Origin of the sequence: Geobacillus vulcani PSS1, assembly GCF_000733845.1 — a bacterium.
Classification (GTDB): Bacteria; Bacillota; Bacilli; order Bacillales; family Anoxybacillaceae; genus Geobacillus; species Geobacillus vulcani.
This window is the reverse complement of the sequence record NZ_JPOI01000001.1, coordinates 259,371-276,715: the sequence shown is the minus strand read 5'-3', so window position 1 is coordinate 276,715 and position 17,345 is coordinate 259,371. Positions and strand designations below refer to the sequence as shown.

At 49.9% G+C, this 17,345-nt stretch carries 15 protein-coding genes and 1 riboswitch; of the genes, 12 read left to right on the top strand and 3 right to left on the bottom strand.

Going from position 1 to position 17,345, the window contains the following annotated elements:
- The first annotated feature begins 9 nt into the window (after positions 1 to 9).
- Genes N685_RS0101500 through N685_RS0101475 form a run of 6 tightly spaced genes read left to right on the top strand, consistent with a single transcriptional unit; the run spans position 10 to position 5,526 of the window.
- Positions 10 to 2,832: a DNRLRE domain-containing protein gene (locus tag N685_RS0101500; protein WP_031405259.1), complete on the top strand. Its 2,823-nt coding sequence runs from the start codon at positions 10 to 12 to the stop codon at positions 2,830 to 2,832.
- The gene (locus N685_RS0101495; RefSeq protein WP_031405257.1) at positions 2,833 to 3,942 is read left to right on the top strand and encodes a hypothetical protein; all 1,110 of its coding nucleotides are present in this window, start codon (positions 2,833 to 2,835) and stop codon (positions 3,940 to 3,942) included.
- Between the two features lie 11 nt (positions 3,943 to 3,953).
- Positions 3,954 to 4,181, top strand: a complete 228-nt coding sequence (locus tag N685_RS0101490; RefSeq protein ID WP_031405254.1) for a hypothetical protein — start codon at positions 3,954 to 3,956, stop codon at positions 4,179 to 4,181.
- 14 nt (positions 4,182 to 4,195) lie between these two features.
- Positions 4,196 to 4,612, top strand: a complete 417-nt coding sequence (locus tag N685_RS0101485; protein ID WP_031405253.1) for a phage holin family protein — start codon at positions 4,196 to 4,198, stop codon at positions 4,610 to 4,612.
- Positions 4,609 to 5,250 carry a LysM peptidoglycan-binding domain-containing protein gene (locus N685_RS0101480; protein WP_084177458.1) on the top strand — a complete coding sequence of 214 codons (642 nt, stop codon included), beginning with the start codon at positions 4,609 to 4,611 and terminating at the stop codon, positions 5,248 to 5,250. The genes N685_RS0101485 and N685_RS0101480 overlap by 4 nt, the downstream gene beginning before the upstream one ends.
- Before the next feature lie 60 nt (positions 5,251 to 5,310).
- On the top strand, positions 5,311 to 5,526 hold the full coding sequence (locus N685_RS0101475; protein WP_031405248.1) for a hypothetical protein: 216 nt from the start codon (positions 5,311 to 5,313) through the stop codon (positions 5,524 to 5,526).
- A 321-nt stretch (positions 5,527 to 5,847) separates the two neighbouring features.
- Here the strand turns inward: N685_RS0101475 and N685_RS19930 are convergent, their stop codons facing one another.
- Complete coding sequence (locus N685_RS19930; protein WP_237746860.1) at positions 5,848 to 6,606, bottom strand: thermonuclease family protein; 759 nt, start codon at positions 6,604 to 6,606, stop codon at positions 5,848 to 5,850.
- Between the two features lie 165 nt (positions 6,607 to 6,771).
- On the opposite strand from N685_RS19930, the gene N685_RS18590 reads away from it, so the two are divergent.
- Both N685_RS18590 and N685_RS0101460 read left to right on the top strand, forming a co-directional pair.
- Complete coding sequence (locus N685_RS18590; protein ID WP_051870783.1) at positions 6,772 to 7,569, top strand: hypothetical protein; 798 nt, start codon at positions 6,772 to 6,774, stop codon at positions 7,567 to 7,569.
- 422 nt (positions 7,570 to 7,991) lie between these two features.
- Positions 7,992 to 8,426 (top strand): PIN domain-containing protein, encoded by a 435-nt coding sequence (locus tag N685_RS0101460; protein WP_033842391.1) that lies wholly within the window; start codon positions 7,992 to 7,994, stop codon positions 8,424 to 8,426.
- Between the two features lie 140 nt (positions 8,427 to 8,566).
- Here the strand turns inward: N685_RS0101460 and metH are convergent, their stop codons facing one another.
- Both metH and N685_RS0101450 read right to left on the bottom strand, forming a co-directional pair.
- Complete coding sequence (gene metH / locus N685_RS0101455; protein WP_031405239.1) at positions 8,567 to 11,977, bottom strand: methionine synthase; 3,411 nt, start codon at positions 11,975 to 11,977, stop codon at positions 8,567 to 8,569.
- Complete coding sequence (locus tag N685_RS0101450; protein WP_031405237.1) at positions 11,970 to 13,820, bottom strand: bifunctional homocysteine S-methyltransferase/methylenetetrahydrofolate reductase; 1,851 nt, start codon at positions 13,818 to 13,820, stop codon at positions 11,970 to 11,972. Before N685_RS0101450 ends, metH begins: the two co-directional genes overlap by 8 nt.
- A 71-nt stretch (positions 13,821 to 13,891) precedes the next feature.
- A riboswitch (SAM riboswitch) is annotated at positions 13,892 to 13,993 on the bottom strand.
- 185 nt (positions 13,994 to 14,178) lie between these two features.
- Here N685_RS0101450 and N685_RS0101445 point away from each other — a divergent pair.
- The 4 genes from N685_RS0101445 (at position 14,179) to N685_RS0101430 (ending at position 17,309) form a co-directional block, all read left to right on the top strand.
- Positions 14,179 to 14,496 (top strand): hypothetical protein, encoded by a 318-nt coding sequence (locus N685_RS0101445; protein ID WP_031405235.1) that lies wholly within the window; start codon positions 14,179 to 14,181, stop codon positions 14,494 to 14,496.
- A 145-nt stretch (positions 14,497 to 14,641) separates the two neighbouring features.
- Complete coding sequence (locus N685_RS0101440; protein WP_031405233.1) at positions 14,642 to 15,733, top strand: ABC transporter ATP-binding protein; 1,092 nt, start codon at positions 14,642 to 14,644, stop codon at positions 15,731 to 15,733.
- A complete protein-coding gene (locus N685_RS0101435; protein ID WP_031405231.1) occupies positions 15,703 to 16,509 on the top strand; it encodes an ABC transporter permease in 807 nt (268 codons plus the stop codon). Before N685_RS0101440 ends, N685_RS0101435 begins: the two co-directional genes overlap by 31 nt.
- Positions 16,506 to 17,309, top strand: a complete 804-nt coding sequence (locus N685_RS0101430) for an ABC transporter permease (protein WP_031405229.1) — start codon at positions 16,506 to 16,508, stop codon at positions 17,307 to 17,309. Before N685_RS0101435 ends, N685_RS0101430 begins: the two co-directional genes overlap by 4 nt.
- The last annotated feature ends 36 nt before the right edge of the window (positions 17,310 to 17,345 follow it).

The following is a 17,345-nucleotide window of genomic DNA, read 5'->3' as shown; positions in this document are numbered from 1 at the left end:
AGGGGCGATATGCCAACACAAAATTTTCGTGTCGGGGAAATGCTCAACAAACGAACTCGCAATAGCAAAACATGGATCAACTTCGACGGCTCATACACTACAGAAATTTATGCTGGCGATGTTCACTATCAGGACGAAAACGGGAATTGGCACAACATTGACACAGACTTGTATGACGAAGCCGATTTGGACCAAGTGGATTTCCCTGTTGCTAGAGAAGGGGCCGACGTGTTCCGAATCATGAAAGATGCGGCGAAACGGATGAAGAGAAAGGGCATCCTTGACCGTGACATGATGGACTATCAAGGGTTGAAGGTGCCGTTTGACTGCCGGATTCCAAAAAACTTTAAACGGGGGTATACGATCGGGAAGGGGGCAACCAAGCTGCGATTCATCCCGGTCGGAGCCAGCCCAGCGAAAGGCTATTTGGAGGAAGGGAAAAAGAACTGCGTTCACTATCAGGACGCATGGAATGATACAGATGTTTGTCTCGAAGTCATGCCAAACGGCGTGAAAGAGACAATCATTTTGAAAAGTGACCGTGCGCCTTCTTCCTTTTCTTTTGAGGTGGATGGACCGTTAGAGGATGATTTGACAGCAGGGGAAATACGATTACAGCCTGCATGGTTGCAAGATGCCAACGGCGAGCGCCGGGATGTTGCGCAAACCATACGGAGGGATGGGGATAAAACATTTATTGACTTAGCGGCCGATGTTACGGGATTAGTTTATCCGATTAAGATTGACCCGACAGTTCAAACAATCGAAGCTGTAAGTGATACATTCGTTAGTAGTTTATATACAAGTACTAATTACGATACAAGTGAAACTATATATGTTGGATATTATAATGGCATACAGTATATTGCTTATCTTCAATGGACTATGCCAACCTCTATTCTAGGTAAGGTTATCACAAGCGCTTATTTAAAAATATACAAAATAGGCGATTTTGGGGCATCTAGTTGGTATAACTTTAAACCATATGTTATAACCTCTGATTGGAGTGAAAACGGGGGTGTTAATTTCAATTCCCAACCTTCCTTTCAAGATGTAGGAAATCCCGGTTTGCGAGGTGATTTTACTGCCCCCGGGACATGGGGTTCTATACCTGTAAAAGAATGTATCCAACATTATGCAAATGGTGGAACTTTTAAGGGTATCTCTTTAAGATGGACCAGTGCTACTAATGATGGTGGTTATTCATACTTTGCATCTAGTGAAAACACAAGTTATAACGGCCCGTATTTGGAAATAACCTACAACGAACCACCAACCGCCCCAACCGTGACAGCACCAAACGGTGGGGAAACGTGGAACGCGCAACATACGATTACATGGAATCCAGCAACCGACGCTGAAACAGTGCAAGGCTCTCTACGATACCAAATTCAACTATCACTCAACAACGGACAAACTTGGAAAGACATCGTTGCATTAACTACGCCGGGCGCAACATCGTACACGTATGATTTTACCAACGAACCTGAAACGTCACTTGCGAAAATCCGTATCCGTGCTTATGATGGGACATCCTATGGTGCGTGGGACGAATCGAATGGCGTGTTCACGATACAGCACAACCAAGCACCAGCCGTGCCAACGAACCTTGCTCCAAGTGGAGGAGTACCAAGAGACAGAGCGTCCGTAATCCGTTTGTCGTGGCAACACAATGATGCGAACAACGATCCACAAGCGAAATTCGATTTACAATGGCGGCAGCAGGGAACGCAAACATGGAACACAGTGACACAAGTGACGACGAACCAATACTGGGATGCGCCAGCTAATACATTCCCGCGTGGCACGATTGAATGGCAGGTTAGGACGTATGACCAACCAGGATTATCAAGTCCGTATTCCAACATTCAAACATTCTTCGCAGGGGATAAACCAACGAGTCCAACTATCACCGATCCCAGCAACGGCGCAACCGTCCCTGTGGCCAATCCTGTCGTTCAATGGTCGAGTGTGGGGCAAGTTGCTTATGATGTGAAATTGCTAGATAGCAACAATAACTTGCTATGGGAAGTGCAAGTAAACAGTACAAACAAGGCGCAGACCATTCAATACAACTTGGCAAACAACACAGATTACAGGATTCAGCTGGCCATTAAGAATGCTGACGGGATTTGGTCTGATTTCGTCACTGTCAACATCCATGTTTCCTACACACCGCCAGCCGTTCCGGTTGTCACGACAGCCAAAGCGGAAGGAACGATCATGCTTACGATCGACAACCCAACACCGACCGGAACGCAGCCGAACGTATCCTACAACGAGGTATACCGACGAAAACAAGGTGAAACATCATGGACGAGAATCACAACGAATATACCGACAGATGCTTCTTTTATTGACTACACGCCAGCAAGCGGGCAAGTATATGAGTATTTCGTTCGTGCTTGGGGGGCAAATGGAACATATGCCGATAGCTTGATAGTTAGTGAGTCTATTTCTTTGCAAGGAATTTGGCTGCACGAAGCGGACAATCCAGCGGGGACACTGCATCAATTCCGTCTCATCAGCGACCGCAGCGAAAATTGGCAACCAACTGCGGCAATGATGCAATTTGCAGGACGAAGATTGCCGGTTGCGGAGTATGATGACACAGAACAGAGAAGTGTGAGTGTGAAGATCACTTTGCTTAAAGACAGCGGCGACAAAGAAGCGCTTGAGAAGCTGATTCACTCCAAAAATACACTCTGCTATCGCGATGCAAGAGGAAGGAAAATGTTCTGCCATGTGTTTCAACTGCCATTTGACGATGAGATGTACGGGAATACGGTTAGCCTCACGTTTGAAGAAGTGTCCTATGTGGAGGAGGTATAGATGCTCTCACTATCAAACTATCCATATTCGAAACAGGAAATCGTCGATACCATTCATGGCAAATACGGTCAGAGGCATTTCAAGTTTCGGTATGATTTGTTGAACAAGAACGATCAAAAAATAGGTGAGCTGGATTCAGTGATCGATGGGGAAGTCAGCATGGCTTCCCTCGATTCAATCAAACGGACGGCCAGATTCCGTTTGAAAGATCGCGGCGAAATCAATTGGTTAAGTGACCGCATTCAACCTTTTGCGCTTTTGAAGATGAGAGACGGAAAATATATAGAGTTCCCCCTCGGTATTTTTTTATTAAGCAGTCCGACGCGGAAAGATAGCAACAATAACGTATATCGCGATGTGGAGGCATATGACGGCACTCTCATTCTCCGCGACGACAAATTCGATACGCGGTATACAGTTCCGGCCGGCACGAACTATCGGCAAGCCGTTATCGATATTCTGGCGAGCGCCGGCATCACCAAACACAACATCGAGCAGACTGACAAGGTGCTGCCTGTCGCAATGGAGTTTGCACCCGGAACTGAAAAATTAGAGGCGATCAATACGCTTCTCCAAGCCATCAACTACACACCGATTTATGTTGATGTTTACGGATATTTCACAAGCATGACATATCGCAGTCCATCGATCCGTGCTGCAGAATACACATACAAAGATGATGAACTGAGCATTGTTTACCCCGGCATGGAAGAGGAACTTGACTTGTTCAACGTGCCGAACAAATGGGTAGTCGTATGCTCGAACGCGGAGCAGTCACTGATGTCATCGTACACTAACAGCAACCCGAACAGCCCGACAAGCACGGTGAATCGAGGTCGCACGATCGTTGACTATCGCGAAGTGACCGACATCGCCGATCAGCAGTCGCTTGACGCATATGTACAACGAATCGCATTTGAAGCTTCACAAGTGTATGGAAAGCTGACGTTTGAAACGGCGCTAAATCCTTTGCATGACTACTCAGACGTATTGCAAATTGAATACTCTCCGTTAGGTATCAGCGGAAAATACGTCGAAACAAGCTGGACCATGTCACTCAAGGCCGGAGCAAGGATGAAACATGAAGTGCGCAAGATTATCAATATCTAGGAGGCGATGCCGTGATTAACACGGATTTTTTTATTGAGAACTTCAAAAATCCGAAACAAGAAAAAATCATTCAATTCGCGAGGGTAGACCCGAATTACAGTGGCGGTCGCCCTCGTCTCATTTTTGACGGGGAAAGTACCGTATCTGGGAAGGCATACCCGTATTTGGCGAGTTACACTCCAGCTGCAAACGACCGTGTGATGCTCGTCAAAGGCGTTGTTGTAGGGAAAATCGTATAGGAAGGCGTGGTTTTATGGAACGGTTAGAAATGGCTTACAAAACCGGCGCGGCTGTTGTTGGTGGCCTTGCTGGTTTGTTTTTTGGTGAATCCACGGGGTTACTTGTCGCACTGTTTTGGATGGCAGTTATTGATTATGGCAGTGGGCTCGTTGCCGGGTATACAGAAAAGACATTATCGAGCAAAATCGGGTTCAAAGGGATAGCCAAGAAGGTCATGATTTTTGTCATGGTAGCTCTCGCTCATCAAGTCGATAGCGCGCTTGGAACGAAAAATATGTTCCGAGATGCGACTATCGTTTTTTATATGGCCAACGAGCTGCTAAGCATTTTTGAAAATGCGGGAAGAATGGGAGTGCCAGTGCCGGAACGACTTACACAAGCGGTGGAAGTGTTGAAAGGAAAAAGTGGGAAAGGAGAGGATAAGCAATGACTATCGGATTAAAAGAACTATTGGAGAAAGCAGAAGCCAAATTAAAAGACGTTCATCCTGTCGTCGCGGATAAAGCACGTCAATTGATTACGGCGGCATATATAGGAGGAATCAACGTTATTATTACACAAGGCTTGCGAACGATTGAAGAGCAAAACGAACTATATGCCCAAGGTCGCACGAAACCGGGGAAAATTGTAACCAATGCAAAAGGTGGCTATTCGTATCACAATTTCGGACTAGCCTTTGATTTTGCTATCTTGAATCCAGATGGCAGCGTGAGTTGGAATGTGGATGAGAAATGGAAACGTGTTGGCGCAATCGGAAAGTCACTCGGACTCGAATGGGGCGGCGATTGGAAGGATTTCAAGGATTATCCTCATTTTCAATACACGTTCGGCCTTTCCCTTGCTGATTTGAGAGCGGGTAAACGCCCACTGCAACAAGTAATAAAACCGACAAGTGCAGTAGAAGCAATGCGGTCCAAACCAGCGCCTCAAACGTACACCGTACAAAAAGGTGACACGCTTTCCGAAATCGCGAAAAAATTCAACACAACCGTTGCGGCGTTGCAGAAGCTCAACGGACTTAAAAATCCCAACTTGATTCGTGTGGGACAAAAATTGCGCGTAAAATAACCCTGCCGTCTGGCAGGGCTTTTTTTATTTTTGTGGAATGAAGTATCAGGAGGTGATTCCATGTTCAAAATCGTCGGCCGCCTGCGTTGCCCGATTTGTTCTGAACCGGTTCAGCCAGACGAGAAAGTGTTCCTTGATATTATCAACACCGTCATTCACCAGAAATGTTATTATAAATCTCCGCAGCGCAAGCTTCCAATTAAGGATGAAGGCCAATTCCAGAAAATGCTCCTGAAATATCCCTTTTTCAATGAGGACGAGAATGATTCCATATGAAAAGCCTTTCTCATTCGAAACGGGCTTATTATCATAAGTTTAATGAGGTGAAGCCTGAATAAAAAGGCAGAGGCTCATGCCCCTGCCAACATACAGATTAATGTCTATCAATGTGTTCTTCGATAGTGTGATCTCACGTGTGTTCCATCTTTCTTTGTATAAGATCTTACCTTGTTATAATAATAGTGTTTATGGCCTTTAGGTCCCCAATGGGCATAGGCTGGGAGACTGCCAATGCTGTTGAGAGCAAAAACGGCTAAAAGGATAAGGATTAACACTTTTTTCATAGTTTCACTTCCTCTCTTCTCGTTGGAGATGGCTTTATTTCCATAGACCTTTCTTCGCTTGTCGCGCTGCACGTTCAGCAGTTACAAATCGCTTTTGGTATTTAACGTTTGGTGGGATCGTCATTACGTTAGCGTATCCTTCTTTGACTAATGTTTCGTTATACAACTCTTTTCCAATCCATACATAAGCTAATAATCTTCCGTACTTGTCTTTGATTTGTACATCAAACTCTAATGTGACTGTTTTGTTTGTTAGACGTTTTTTTGTATAGTTAGATGCTTCTTTTCCATACTTCTCGACAGGTTTGTTTGGATGTACAGTTTCTGGAGTGTTGACCCCAATCAGCCGTACTTTTGCAGTTGCACCATTACTGAATCTTACTTCTACTGTATCCCCATCAACCACACGAATGACTTTTACCGTGTGTTTCGAATTGATTTTAATTGAAGGTAATGCAGCTTTTTTTGTAGTTGGTTTTGTAGCTGGTTTTGTGTGAGTTGATGGAGTGTGGGATTGACTACGACTAAACGTAAACCCCTCTAAATTAACTTTACTCGGGGTTAATGCACGGGTACACTTCGAGTTACTGTTGTATTTTTTGATAAGTGCGATCAGTTCTTGCATATTTTTAGCTTTGCGCGCTAATGAGGTAGGTTGGTGTAGTAAATAAGTACAATCAGCTCTTCTAAAATGTCCCCCTAATTCATCGAGTGCTCCGGGATGAGCAAAAGTTGGGGTTACTAATCCAAACAACATTACGAATGATAATGCTATCGTTAAAAACTTTCTCACAGCTCAATTCCCTCCTTGATTCTTACTGCAATTTCAAAATACCGACTACATTTTACTATCATTGAAGAAATTTTTGTTCTCTTTTTCTATGACAATATTCGACAAATTTTTTAGGGCAACTGTGATATTTTGTATAAAGTAAAAAATAAACATAAGGGGGATAACATGGATAACCTTGCCTTAGTTATTAGTCTTATTGGGATGGTTGCTTTTCTTGTTTATTTGGTTCGTGGCATTGCGGGGGGTGTGAAAAAAAGAGAAGGAACAAAAACGCTATTTAAACGCTCGTTTATTGCTTTGGCAGTATTTTTGGTGGGATTCATTGTATTTGGAATGACGACAGAACCGCCCAAGGAAACGGCAAAAGAACCAAAGCAAGAGCGGCAGACAGAAAAGACGAAAGAACAAAAATCCGAAAAGTCATCTGATGAGCAAGAAACTGAACCTCCAGTATCCAAACCAAAGGAAGAACCGAAACAGACAGTTGAAAAGAAAGGTGTGACAACGAAAAAAGAGGAGCAGCCAAAGAATACGACAAATGAACAGATTACTCCTAGCGGTGGTCTAGGTGATACACTAGATGTGTTTGAAAGGAACTATGGAGAAAATGCTGGAGATCAAGAAATGGCGCGTTTTCAAAACAACTATATTTTACCCATGTTCCTAGACGGACAGGCTTGGAATATCAAAATTCAGTTCGAAGCAACAGATCAACCGAAAAGGACTATGAAAGAAGCTTTAAGTGTGGCACAAGCATTTATTCCGAAGGATGCACAAAAGGTAAAAGAATACGACCAACCCGAAATGGGCAGGAAAGTAATTGAGTATAAAAGTGAGTTGTTAAAACAGCGTTTTCCTGACTCTGATCCGCCTGGAACATTTATTGTAATCGCCAGTTATGGTGAAGCTGGCAAGGAAAATGAAGTATTTGGGCTAACAATAGGTGTGGGTAATAACCCGTAAGCCTACTCGTTTGGGGTAGGCTCTTTTTTTATGTACAGATCATCTACCTTACAATCCAGTACTGCTGCGATTTTATATGCTTTATCGATACGAGGATATGCTTTTCCCGTTTCATAATCACTTGAGTTTTTTGAAGATGCGCTTGAGGAGAGTTGGGAAGAAAAAAAGGCGGAGTGATCCGCCTTTTTTGACCACGTGACCACATTGTGACCACGAATTTAATCAAAAAGTATATTTTTTATTGGATATTTAAACCTTACAAGTCTCTAAAAATCCCTATAATTCAACATTTAACAGACTTAAAGAAACTTTGATGTCCATTGATAAGCGATGGGCGGCATATTCGCAAACAGGCGAAAGAGGAACGGATGGTTAAGAGGGAAAAGAACAAGGAGTAGATGATCGGGAGAAGAGGATGGAACGTGTATATTTTAGACACCAACATAATTATTCGTTTTTTAGCAAATGACGACGAGCAACAATCTTCCATTGCCTATCGGTTATTTGAAAAGGCGGTCAACGGTGAACTTTTGTTCCTATTGCATCCTCTTGTCATAGCGGAATGTTGTTGGGTGCTGGAGTCGAAACGGTATGGGTATGCGAAAGAAGAAATCGCAAGCAAGTTGAAGCAAATGATAGAGGCTTCTTGTGTGAAGACCATCGATCAAGAAGTGGTTGAAAAGGCATTGGATGATTACGCCCGCTGTGGTGTCGATTTTGCTGATGCGTATCTTTCGGCGTTGACCAGGCACACTTCATCCATTCAAGGGATCATCACTTGGAACGAAAAAGATTTTCGTCGACTTGGCGGGGAGTGCTATCTGCCGGAGTCCATCATTGGAATGGCTCAAAGCTAGGATGTGGACCAATATCGCGGATTTTTATGATTTCGTTCCCCCTCGTCTTTTTGTTCCGAGACGATGGCGTTGCCGAGGTTTGTTGCGTGAAAAACGAAGAGAGGAAAACGAGCTGACTCGTTTGAGCCAGCTCGTTTTCTTTACAGCACATTGAAATAGCGCGCTTCCGGATGGGCGACGACGATCGCCGAGACGGAGGCTTCCGGCTCCATCATGTAGCCGTCGGTCAAGCGGATGCCGACATCTTCCGGATGAAGGAGGCGGAACAGCTTTTCTTGGTCTTCCAAGTTCGGGCAGGCCGGGTAGCCGAACGAGTAGCGCTGGCCTTGGTATTTGGCGGCGAAGCGCTCTTCCATCGTGAAATCCGGGTCGTCTGGGAAGCCCCAGCGGTCGCGCATAATTTGATGGATGCGTTCGGCGAACCCTTCGGCGATCTCGAGCGCCAACGCCTGAATGGCATGGCTTTTCAAAAATTCGCCTTCGTCTTTCCACTGTTGGGCGAGTTCGCGGATGCCGTGCCCAGCGGTGACGGCGAAAAAGCCGACATAGTCCATTTCCCCGCTCTCTTTCGATTTCAAGTAATCGGCGAGGCAAAGGTGCGGCGCCCGCGGCTGGCGCGGGAAGTCAAACGTCTCAAGCACGGTTTGCCGGTCGATCGGGTCGTAAATGTACACGCGGTTGCCGTCGCTTTGCGCCGGGAAAAAGCGGTAGACGCCGGCCGGCTGAATCCAGCCGTGTGTTTTGGCGGCGGCGATCAGTTCATCGACGACCGCTTTTAAGGCGAGCGCTTTTTCGTCTTTTTCTTCCAACAGCCGCTTCACTTTTCCTTTCAAGCCGAGATGATGGCCGAGCACCATTTGCCAGTTGACGTACGGCAACACGTGGTCAAGCGGCACATTCCGCAGCACGTGGCGGTCGAGATCGGCCGGCACGTAGACCGGGACGTCGGTCGAAACGTTGGATTTGGCGGCCGCGGCGACAGCCGCCGTTCGCGCCGGTTCGTGTCCAACTGTTTCTTTTTTTTGATAGTCGATCTCGCCTTGCTGGATTTGGTTGGCAAGGGCGAGCCCATCCATGGCGTCCTTCGCGTACAAGACGATGCCGTCGTATTCGGGCGCGATTTTGTTTTCCGTAAACTTGCGCGTCAAGGCGGCGCCGCCGACTAAAATCGGGGTCGAAACACCGGCTTGCCGCAAGTCTTGCGCGGTGACGACCATTTGTTGCGCCGATTTGACGAGCAGGCCCGACAGGCCGATGATGTCCGGTTTATGCTCGCGCACCGCTTCGATGAGCTGCTGGGGGGCGACTTTGATGCCAAGGTCGATCACTTCATAGCCGTTGTTGCTTAAAATAATGTCGACCAAGTTTTTGCCGATGTCATGCACATCACCCTTCACCGTCGCCAGGATTACTTTTCCTTTCGTGCTTCCTTCTTTCTTTTCCATATATGGTTCTAAAAAGGCGACGGCCGCTTTCATTACTTCTGCGCTTTGCAATACTTCAGCGACGATGAGCTGGTTGTTGTTAAACAGCCGCCCGACTTCGTCCATGCCGGCCATGAGCGGGCCGTTGATGATCGCCAGTGGATCGGAGTACGTTTCCAGCGCCTGTTCCAAATCGGGAATGAGCCCGTCTTTTGATCCTTCAATGACGTAGCGGGCGAGCCGCTCTTCCAAGCTCAAGTTCGTCTGCACCGGCTTGGCGGCGGTGATTTTGCTTCGGTAAAATTCAATAAAGGCGTTTAACGTTTCGTCGCTGGTGGCAAAAAGAAGCGCCTCGGCCATCCGCACTTCTTCTTCCGGAATCGAAGCGAACCGCTCGAGCTTCTCGGTGTTGACGATGGCGTAATCGAGCCCGGCTTGCGTGCAATGGTACAAAAAGACCGAGTTCAGCACTTCGCGCCCGGCCGGCGGCAAGCCGAACGAGACGTTGCTGATGCCGAGCATCGTTAAACAATGAGGAAGCCGCTCTTTAATGAGGCGGATCCCTTCGATCGTTTCTTTCGCCGCGCCGATGTATTGCTCATCGCCGGTGCCGACCGGGAAGACGAGCGGATCGAAAATGATGTCGCGCTCAGGCACGCCGTAGCGGTTCACGAGCAAGTCATACGAACGCAAGGCGATCTCGAGCTTCCGTTCGGCGGTGACCGCCATCCCTTGTTCATCGATCGTCCCGACCACAACGGCGGCGCCGTAGCGGTGCAGCAGCGGTACGACGTTGGCAAAGCGCTCTTCGCCGTCTTCAAGGTTGATCGAGTTAATGATCGCCTTTCCTTGTGAATACGTGAGGGCGCGCTCGATGACGCGCTCGTCGGTCGAGTCAATGACGAGCGGCACTTTTACTTTTTTGACGACTTCGCGGACGAACTGTTCCATGTCGGAAAGCTCATCACGGTCCGGATCGGCGAGGCAAATGTCGATGACATGGGCGCCGTTTTTCACTTGGGCGCGGGCGATTTCCGCCGCTTCTTCGTATTTGCCTTCGGCGATGAGGCGCTTAAATTTGCGCGAGCCGATGACGTTCGTCCGCTCGCCGACAAAAAGCGGACGCATCGTTTCATCATAGATGAGCGCTTCAATGCCGGAGACGGCGTGGACATCAAATGAAGACGGGATCGCCCGCGGCGGAATGTGGCGCACCGCTTCGGCGATGGCCCGGATATGGTCCGGCGTCGTGCCGCAGCACCCGCCGACGATGTTGATCCATCCTTTTTCGGCAAAGCGGCGGATTTTTTCCGCGAGCATCTCCGGTGTTTCATGGTAATGCCCTTCTTCGTCCGGCAGGCCGGCGTTCGGGTAACAGCTGACCGCCGTGTCGGCAAGCGAGGCGAGCGTGCGCAAATGATCGGTCATAAACTCCGGTCCGGTCGCGCAGTTTAAGCCGACGGCGATCGGCTTCATGTGGCGGATCGAGATGAAAAACGAATCGATCGCCTGCCCGGCAAGCGTCGTGCCCATCGGTTCGATCGTGCCGGAAATCATGAGCGGCACGCGGCGGCCGACCGCTTCAAACGCTTTGGAAATGCCGATGAATCCCGCTTTGACATTCAAGGTATCTTGGCACGTTTCCAAAAGGAGAAGGTCGACGCCGCCCAAAAGCAGTCCGCGCGCCTGTTCTTCATAGGCGGCAACGAGTTCGTCAAACGTCGCTCCGCCCGTGACCGACAAAGTTTTCGTCGTCGGCCCCATCGAACCGGCGACAAAGCGCGGCCAGTCGGGCGTCGCGAACGCCTCGGCCGCTTGCTTGGCGAGCTTCGCTGCTTCGATGTTCAGCTCGAGCGCCAAATGGCCAAGCCCGTATTCATCAAGGACGATGCGCGTCGCCCCGAACGTGTTCGTTTCAATGATGTCCGCGCCGGCTTCCAAGTACGCTTCATGAATGCGGCGGATGACGTGCGGAGCGGTGATGGTCAAGTATTCGTTGCACCCTTCATACGCCTCGCCGCCAAAGTCGGCGGCTGATAAGTTGGCGCTTTGGATCATGGTGCCCATGGCGCCGTCGATGACAAGAATTTTTCGCTGCAGCTGTTGTTCGAAGATGAGGTCAGCCATGAACAACCTTCCTTTCTTTCGCGGCCGCTTCTTTTTCGTGAATGTAGCGGACGAGCTCCACGGTCATGTCGTAGCGCAAAAACGGTGTAATTAAATAAATGCCGTGAAACAAGTCGAACGCCGCATCAATGAGCGCTTTGGCGATGGCGATTCCTTCGCGCGCCGCCCGCACCGGGTCGTCGCCGCAGGCGGCCATGCGGGCGCGAATGTCGTCGGACAGCGTAATGCCCGGCACCTCATGATGCAAAAACTCGGCGTTGCGCGCGCTCACAAGCGGCATAATGCCGATGTAAATCGGCGCGTCCAAATGTTTTGTCGCTTCGTGCACGGCTACGATTTTCTCTTCCGAATAAATCGGCTGGGTCAAGAAATAGTGGGCGCCGCATTGAATTTTTTTCTCCATCCGTTCGACGGCCTTATCCAAGTGACGGACGTTCGGATTGAACGCCGCGCCGATCGAGAAGTTCGTTTTTTGTCCGAGCGGTTTGCCCGAATACGACAATCCTTCATTAAACTGGCGGATCAAGCGGATTAAATCAAACGACGATAAATCGTACACCGATGTCGCTCCCGGGAAGTCGCCGATTTTTGACGGGTCGCCGGTAATGGCGAGCACGTCGGTGATGCCGAGCGTATGCAGGCCCATCAAGTGCGACTGCAGGCCGATCAAGTTGCGGTCGCGGCACGTAATATGCACGAGCGGGCGGACGCCGAGCCGCTCTTTGATGATGGCCGCGACGGCGGCGTTGCTGATGCGCGGCGTGGCGAGCGAGTTGTCGGCCAGCGTCAGCGCATCGATGCCGGCGTCATGGAGCGCTTTCGCCCCGGCGAGAAATTTGTCAATGCCCAATTTTTTCGGGGGATCGAGCTCGACGATCACCGAGCGGCGGGCGCGGACAAGTTCGGGAAGCGGCGTCGCTGCCGATGGGGCGTCGGATTGGACCGACACCGGCACGGCGCGCCGTTTGACCGTTTTTTCCGTTGCCGGCGTCCGGTCTTGCAGCGCCCGCGCCATCGCTTCAATATGTTTCGGCGTCGTGCCGCAGCATCCGCCGAGCAGCCGCACCCCTTGGTCGCGAAACGCTTTCGCCGTTTCCTCGAAGTATTCGGCATTCGTCTCATAGACGAGCCGGCCGTCGCGATAGTCGGGGAGGCTGGCGTTCGGGTACGCCGATAAAAAGGCGCGCGTTGGCAGCGGCACTTCCTCGAGCGATTGAAGCATATAGTACGGCCCGAGCCGGCAGTTGAGCCCGACGACATCGGCGCCAAGCGCTTCTAAGCGGGCGAGGGCGTCAGCGAGCGGCGTGCCGTCTTGCAAGACGCCCACTTCATGGAGCGACACATGGGCGATGACCGGCAAATCGGTCTCTTTGCGGGCGATGGCGAGCACCGTCTCCAACTCTTCTAAATCGTAATACGTCTCGAGCAGCACGCCATCGACCCCCTCGGCGAGCAAGACAAACAGCTGCTCGCGGAACGTCCGCTTCACTTCATCAAGCGGCACGGCGCTTTTGTTTAACGTGCGCAGTCCGCCAATGGTCCCGAGCACGTACGCCCGACCGTTGGCGGCTTGTTTGGCGAGCCGCACCGCCGCCCGGTTGATGGCCGGCACCTCATCTTGCAAGCCGTAGCGGGCGAGCTTGACGTAGTTGGCGCCGTAGGTATTCGTCTGGATGACGTCGGCGCCCGCGGCGATATAGGCTTCGTGAATATGGACGATGTCTTCCGGTTTCGATAGATTCAATTCTTCAAAACAACGGTCAACGCCATGCGAATAGAGAAGCGTCCCCATCGCCCCATCGGCGATCAGCACGCGTTGTTTCAACTCATCAAGCAATCCCACGTTCCATTTCCCCCGTTTCTCCGCAAGTAAAAGAAAAAAGCCTTCTAAGAAGAAGACTTTCCGTTCGCTTCTTCTTATCTTCCAGGCTGTTGCCTGTCTGGATTTAGCACCTTGGCCGCGGCCAGGTTGCTGAGGGTTCACCGGGCCAGTCCCTCCCCCTCTCTTGATAAGAATGTTCGTATGCAATTATTAGGCCTTGTTTTGATTATTACTATATAATTTAATGCATTTTCTGAAATTGTTCAATACAGTAAATGAAGAAAATTTGAAAAAATGCAAGGAAGCAAGAAGGGAGCGGCATAGAGAGGGAGAAAAAGATAGGAAAAGGAACGCTCATAATGATATGGGGGGACAAGACATGCCTGAGCGTCTGCCAATGGAAGAAGAAGTGATGGAGCTACTGATCGGCGGTTTTTCTGTTGTTATGTTGATCGCCATGGTGACGGTTGTTTTTCTTTGGCGGAAATATCGGGCGCGGCGTTCGGCGTTTTTATGGATAACCGCCCATTTTCTGCTGCACGCTGTCGCTGCCTATTTGGCATGGAGGATCACGGGATTTGATCTTACCGACGTGCAGGCTTCGGAAGAAATTTCGCTGCTGCTCGGCCAGGCGGGAGTGGCGTGGGGGACAGGGACGATTTGTTTGTTGATTGGAATGGTGAAGCTTTCAAGGTAAGGAAGGGCTGTCGCTCGATTGGCGGCGGCTTTTGTTCCTTTTGGCGACTTTCGGTTCATGGTTGTCATGATTTTTTATTGCCTTTTTTACGCTGAGTATGCTTTCATTAGAAATGACGGAAATAGGTGGAGTAGGGGGGGCGAAGGTGAGCGGACAAGCAATCATCCGCTTTGACCATGTGACGAAGGAATACGATGGGACAGCGGTATTGGACGATGTGAGTTTTGAGATGGAGCGAGGCAAATTTTATACGCTGCTAGGTCCGTCCGGATGTGGGAAGACGACGATTTTGCGGCTGATCGCCGGGTTTATTGAACCGACGCAAGGGACGATTTATTTTCACGGGAAGCCGATGAATCACGTTCCGCCAAACAAGCGGCAAGTCAATACGGTGTTTCAAGATTACGCCTTGTTTCCGCATTTGGATGTGTTTGAAAACGTCGCTTTTGGTTTGCGGGTGAAAAAAATGAAAGAAGCGGACGTTCGCCAAAAGGTGAAGGAAGCGCTCCGTTTTGTCAACTTGGAAGGATATGAACGCCGCCGCATTCAGGAAATGTCCGGAGGCCAGCGGCAGCGCGTCGCGATTGCCCGGGCGATCGTGAACGAACCGGAAGTGCTGCTTCTTGATGAACCGCTCTCGGCGCTGGATTTGAAGCTGCGCACGGAAATGCAGTACGAGCTTCGCGAATTGCAGCGCCGGCTGGGGATCACGTTTATTTTCGTCACGCATGATCAAGAAGAAGCGCTGGCGATGTCCGACTATATTTTCGTTCTGAATAAAGGGAAAGTTCAGCAATTTGGGACGCCGAAAGAGATTTACGATGAGCCGGTCAATCGGTTTGTTGCTGATTTCATCGGCGAATCGAACATTTTGTCGGGGCGCATGATCGCAGACTTTCTCGTCGAATTTGCGGGCCGGCGTTTTGCATGTGTTGACCGCGGCTTTGCGCCCAACGAACCGGTTGATGTTGTCATTCGCCCGGAAGATTTGGAGCTCGCCGCACCGGAAGACAGCCAAATCGTCATTCGCGTCGATTCGCTGCTGTTCCGCGGCGTTCATTATGAAATTTGCGGCTATGATGAAAACGGCAATGAATGGCTCGTTCATTCAACGAAAAAAGCGGAAGTCGGGGAAACGATCGGGCTTCGCTTTGAACCGGAAGCGATTCATGTCATGCGAGCCGAGCGCAGGAAAGGGGACGAAGGATGGAACGGGCATGGCGAAACTGGTATTTGATCCCCTATGCGGCATGGCTGGTGTTGTTTGTCATTGCGCCGCTCGTCTTTCTCGTGTATGAGTCGTTTTTGGATATCGACGGACAGTGGACGCTGGCCAATTATGAAAAGGTGCTGACGCCCATTTATTTGAAAATGATGGCGTATTCGTTTTGGTACGCGCTGCTGATTACGCTCGCCTCCTTGTTGATCGGCTATCCGACCGCGTATTGGCTGACGAAAACGCGGCATAAGCAGCTATGGCTGCTGTTGCTCATTTTGCCAATGTGGGTGAATTTGCTGCTGAAGGTGTATGCGTTTTTAGGGCTGTTCGGCACATATGGACTGGCCAACGCTTTTTTGCAGGCGATCGGCCTCGGGGCGCGGCAGTTGTTGTTCACCGATTTCAGCTTTGTGTTCGTCTCGGTGTACATTTTTATTCCGTTTATGGTGCTGCCGATTTTTAATGCGCTGGAAGAATTGCCGCCGTCACTCATTGATGCGGCCCGCGATTTGGGCGCGTCCGGGTGGACGACGTTCCGCCGCGTCGTGTTCCCGCTCACCCTCAGTGGGGTGAAGGCCGGCTGCCAGGCGGTGTTTATCCCGGCGTTGTCGCTGTTTATGATTACGCGCCTCATTGCGGGCAACCGCGTCATTACGCTTGGCACGGCCATTGAGCAGCATTTTCTCGTCACCCAAGATTGGGGGATGGGGGCGACGATTGCGGTTGTGCTCATGATCGCGATGGCGGTCATTGTCTTTTTGACAGGAAGCGGAAGGAAAGAGGGAAGTCGATGAAACGCACACATCGGTGGGGGCGCGTCTATTTGCTTGTCGTGTTTGCCATCATGTACACGCCGATTGGGTACTTGATGTATTATTCGTTCAACAGCGGCGGGACGATGCACGATTTTCAATCCTTCACGCTGGAATGGTATGGCGAGGTGCTATCGGATGACCGTTTGTTGATCATTGTGCTCAATACGCTGGTCGTCGCGTTATTGTCGGCGGCGGTGGCCACGATTTTGGGCGTCATCGGGGCATTGGCCATTTACTATGTCAAGCGGCAGCGGATGAAAAATACGCTGCTTGCTCTCAACAACGTGCTGATCGTCAGCCCGGACGTCATCATCGGCGCTTCGTTTTTATTGTTGTTTACGCTGGCCGGCATCAAGCTGGGGTTTGTGTCCGTGCTGTTGTCCCATATCGCCTTTAGTGTGCCGATTGTCGTGCTGATGGTGCTGCCCAAGCTTGAGGAGATGAGCCCGACATGGATCGATGCGGCGCGCGATTTGGGGGCAGGATCGCGGCAAGTGCTGTCGCGGGTGATCCTCCCGTTTTTGACGCCGAGCATCTGGGCCGGGTTTTTTATGGCACTCACGTATTCGCTCGATGATTTTGCCGTAACGTTTTTTGTGACAGGAAACGGGTTCTCCACATTGTCGGTCGAAATTTATTCGCGGGCGCGCCAAGGCATTTCTCTATCAATCAATGCGCTGTCGACATTGCTGTTTTTGTTTACGATGCTGCTGGTCGTCGGCTATTACGTGCTCAGCCAAAAAGGCGGCCGCATGTACGGAATAGGGGGGCGGAAGTAGGTGAAACGTCTCGTTCAAGGGTTTGCCGCTATATTC

Excerpts from the sequence above, each read along its gene's own strand:
- N685_RS0101495 (WP_031405257.1), top strand. The coding sequence starts at position 2,833 with ATGCTCTCACTATCAAACTATCCATATTCGAAACAGGAAATCGTCGAT.
- N685_RS0101500 (WP_031405259.1), top strand. The coding sequence starts at position 10 with ATGCCAACACAAAATTTTCGTGTCGGGGAAATGCTCAACAAACGAACT.
- N685_RS0101445 (WP_031405235.1), top strand. The coding sequence starts at position 14,179 with ATGCCTGAGCGTCTGCCAATGGAAGAAGAAGTGATGGAGCTACTGATC.
- N685_RS0101475 (WP_031405248.1), top strand. The coding sequence starts at position 5,311 with ATGTTCAAAATCGTCGGCCGCCTGCGTTGCCCGATTTGTTCTGAACCG.
- metH (WP_031405239.1), bottom strand. The coding sequence starts at position 11,977 with ATGGCTGACCTCATCTTCGAACAACAGCTGCAGCGAAAAATTCTTGTC.
- N685_RS0101430 (WP_031405229.1), top strand. The coding sequence starts at position 16,506 with ATGAAACGCACACATCGGTGGGGGCGCGTCTATTTGCTTGTCGTGTTT.
- N685_RS0101485 (WP_031405253.1), top strand. The coding sequence starts at position 4,196 with ATGGAACGGTTAGAAATGGCTTACAAAACCGGCGCGGCTGTTGTTGGT.
- N685_RS18590 (WP_051870783.1), top strand. The coding sequence starts at position 6,772 with ATGGATAACCTTGCCTTAGTTATTAGTCTTATTGGGATGGTTGCTTTT.
- N685_RS0101435 (WP_031405231.1), top strand. The coding sequence starts at position 15,703 with ATGGAACGGGCATGGCGAAACTGGTATTTGATCCCCTATGCGGCATGG.
- N685_RS0101480 (WP_084177458.1), top strand. The coding sequence starts at position 4,609 with ATGACTATCGGATTAAAAGAACTATTGGAGAAAGCAGAAGCCAAATTA.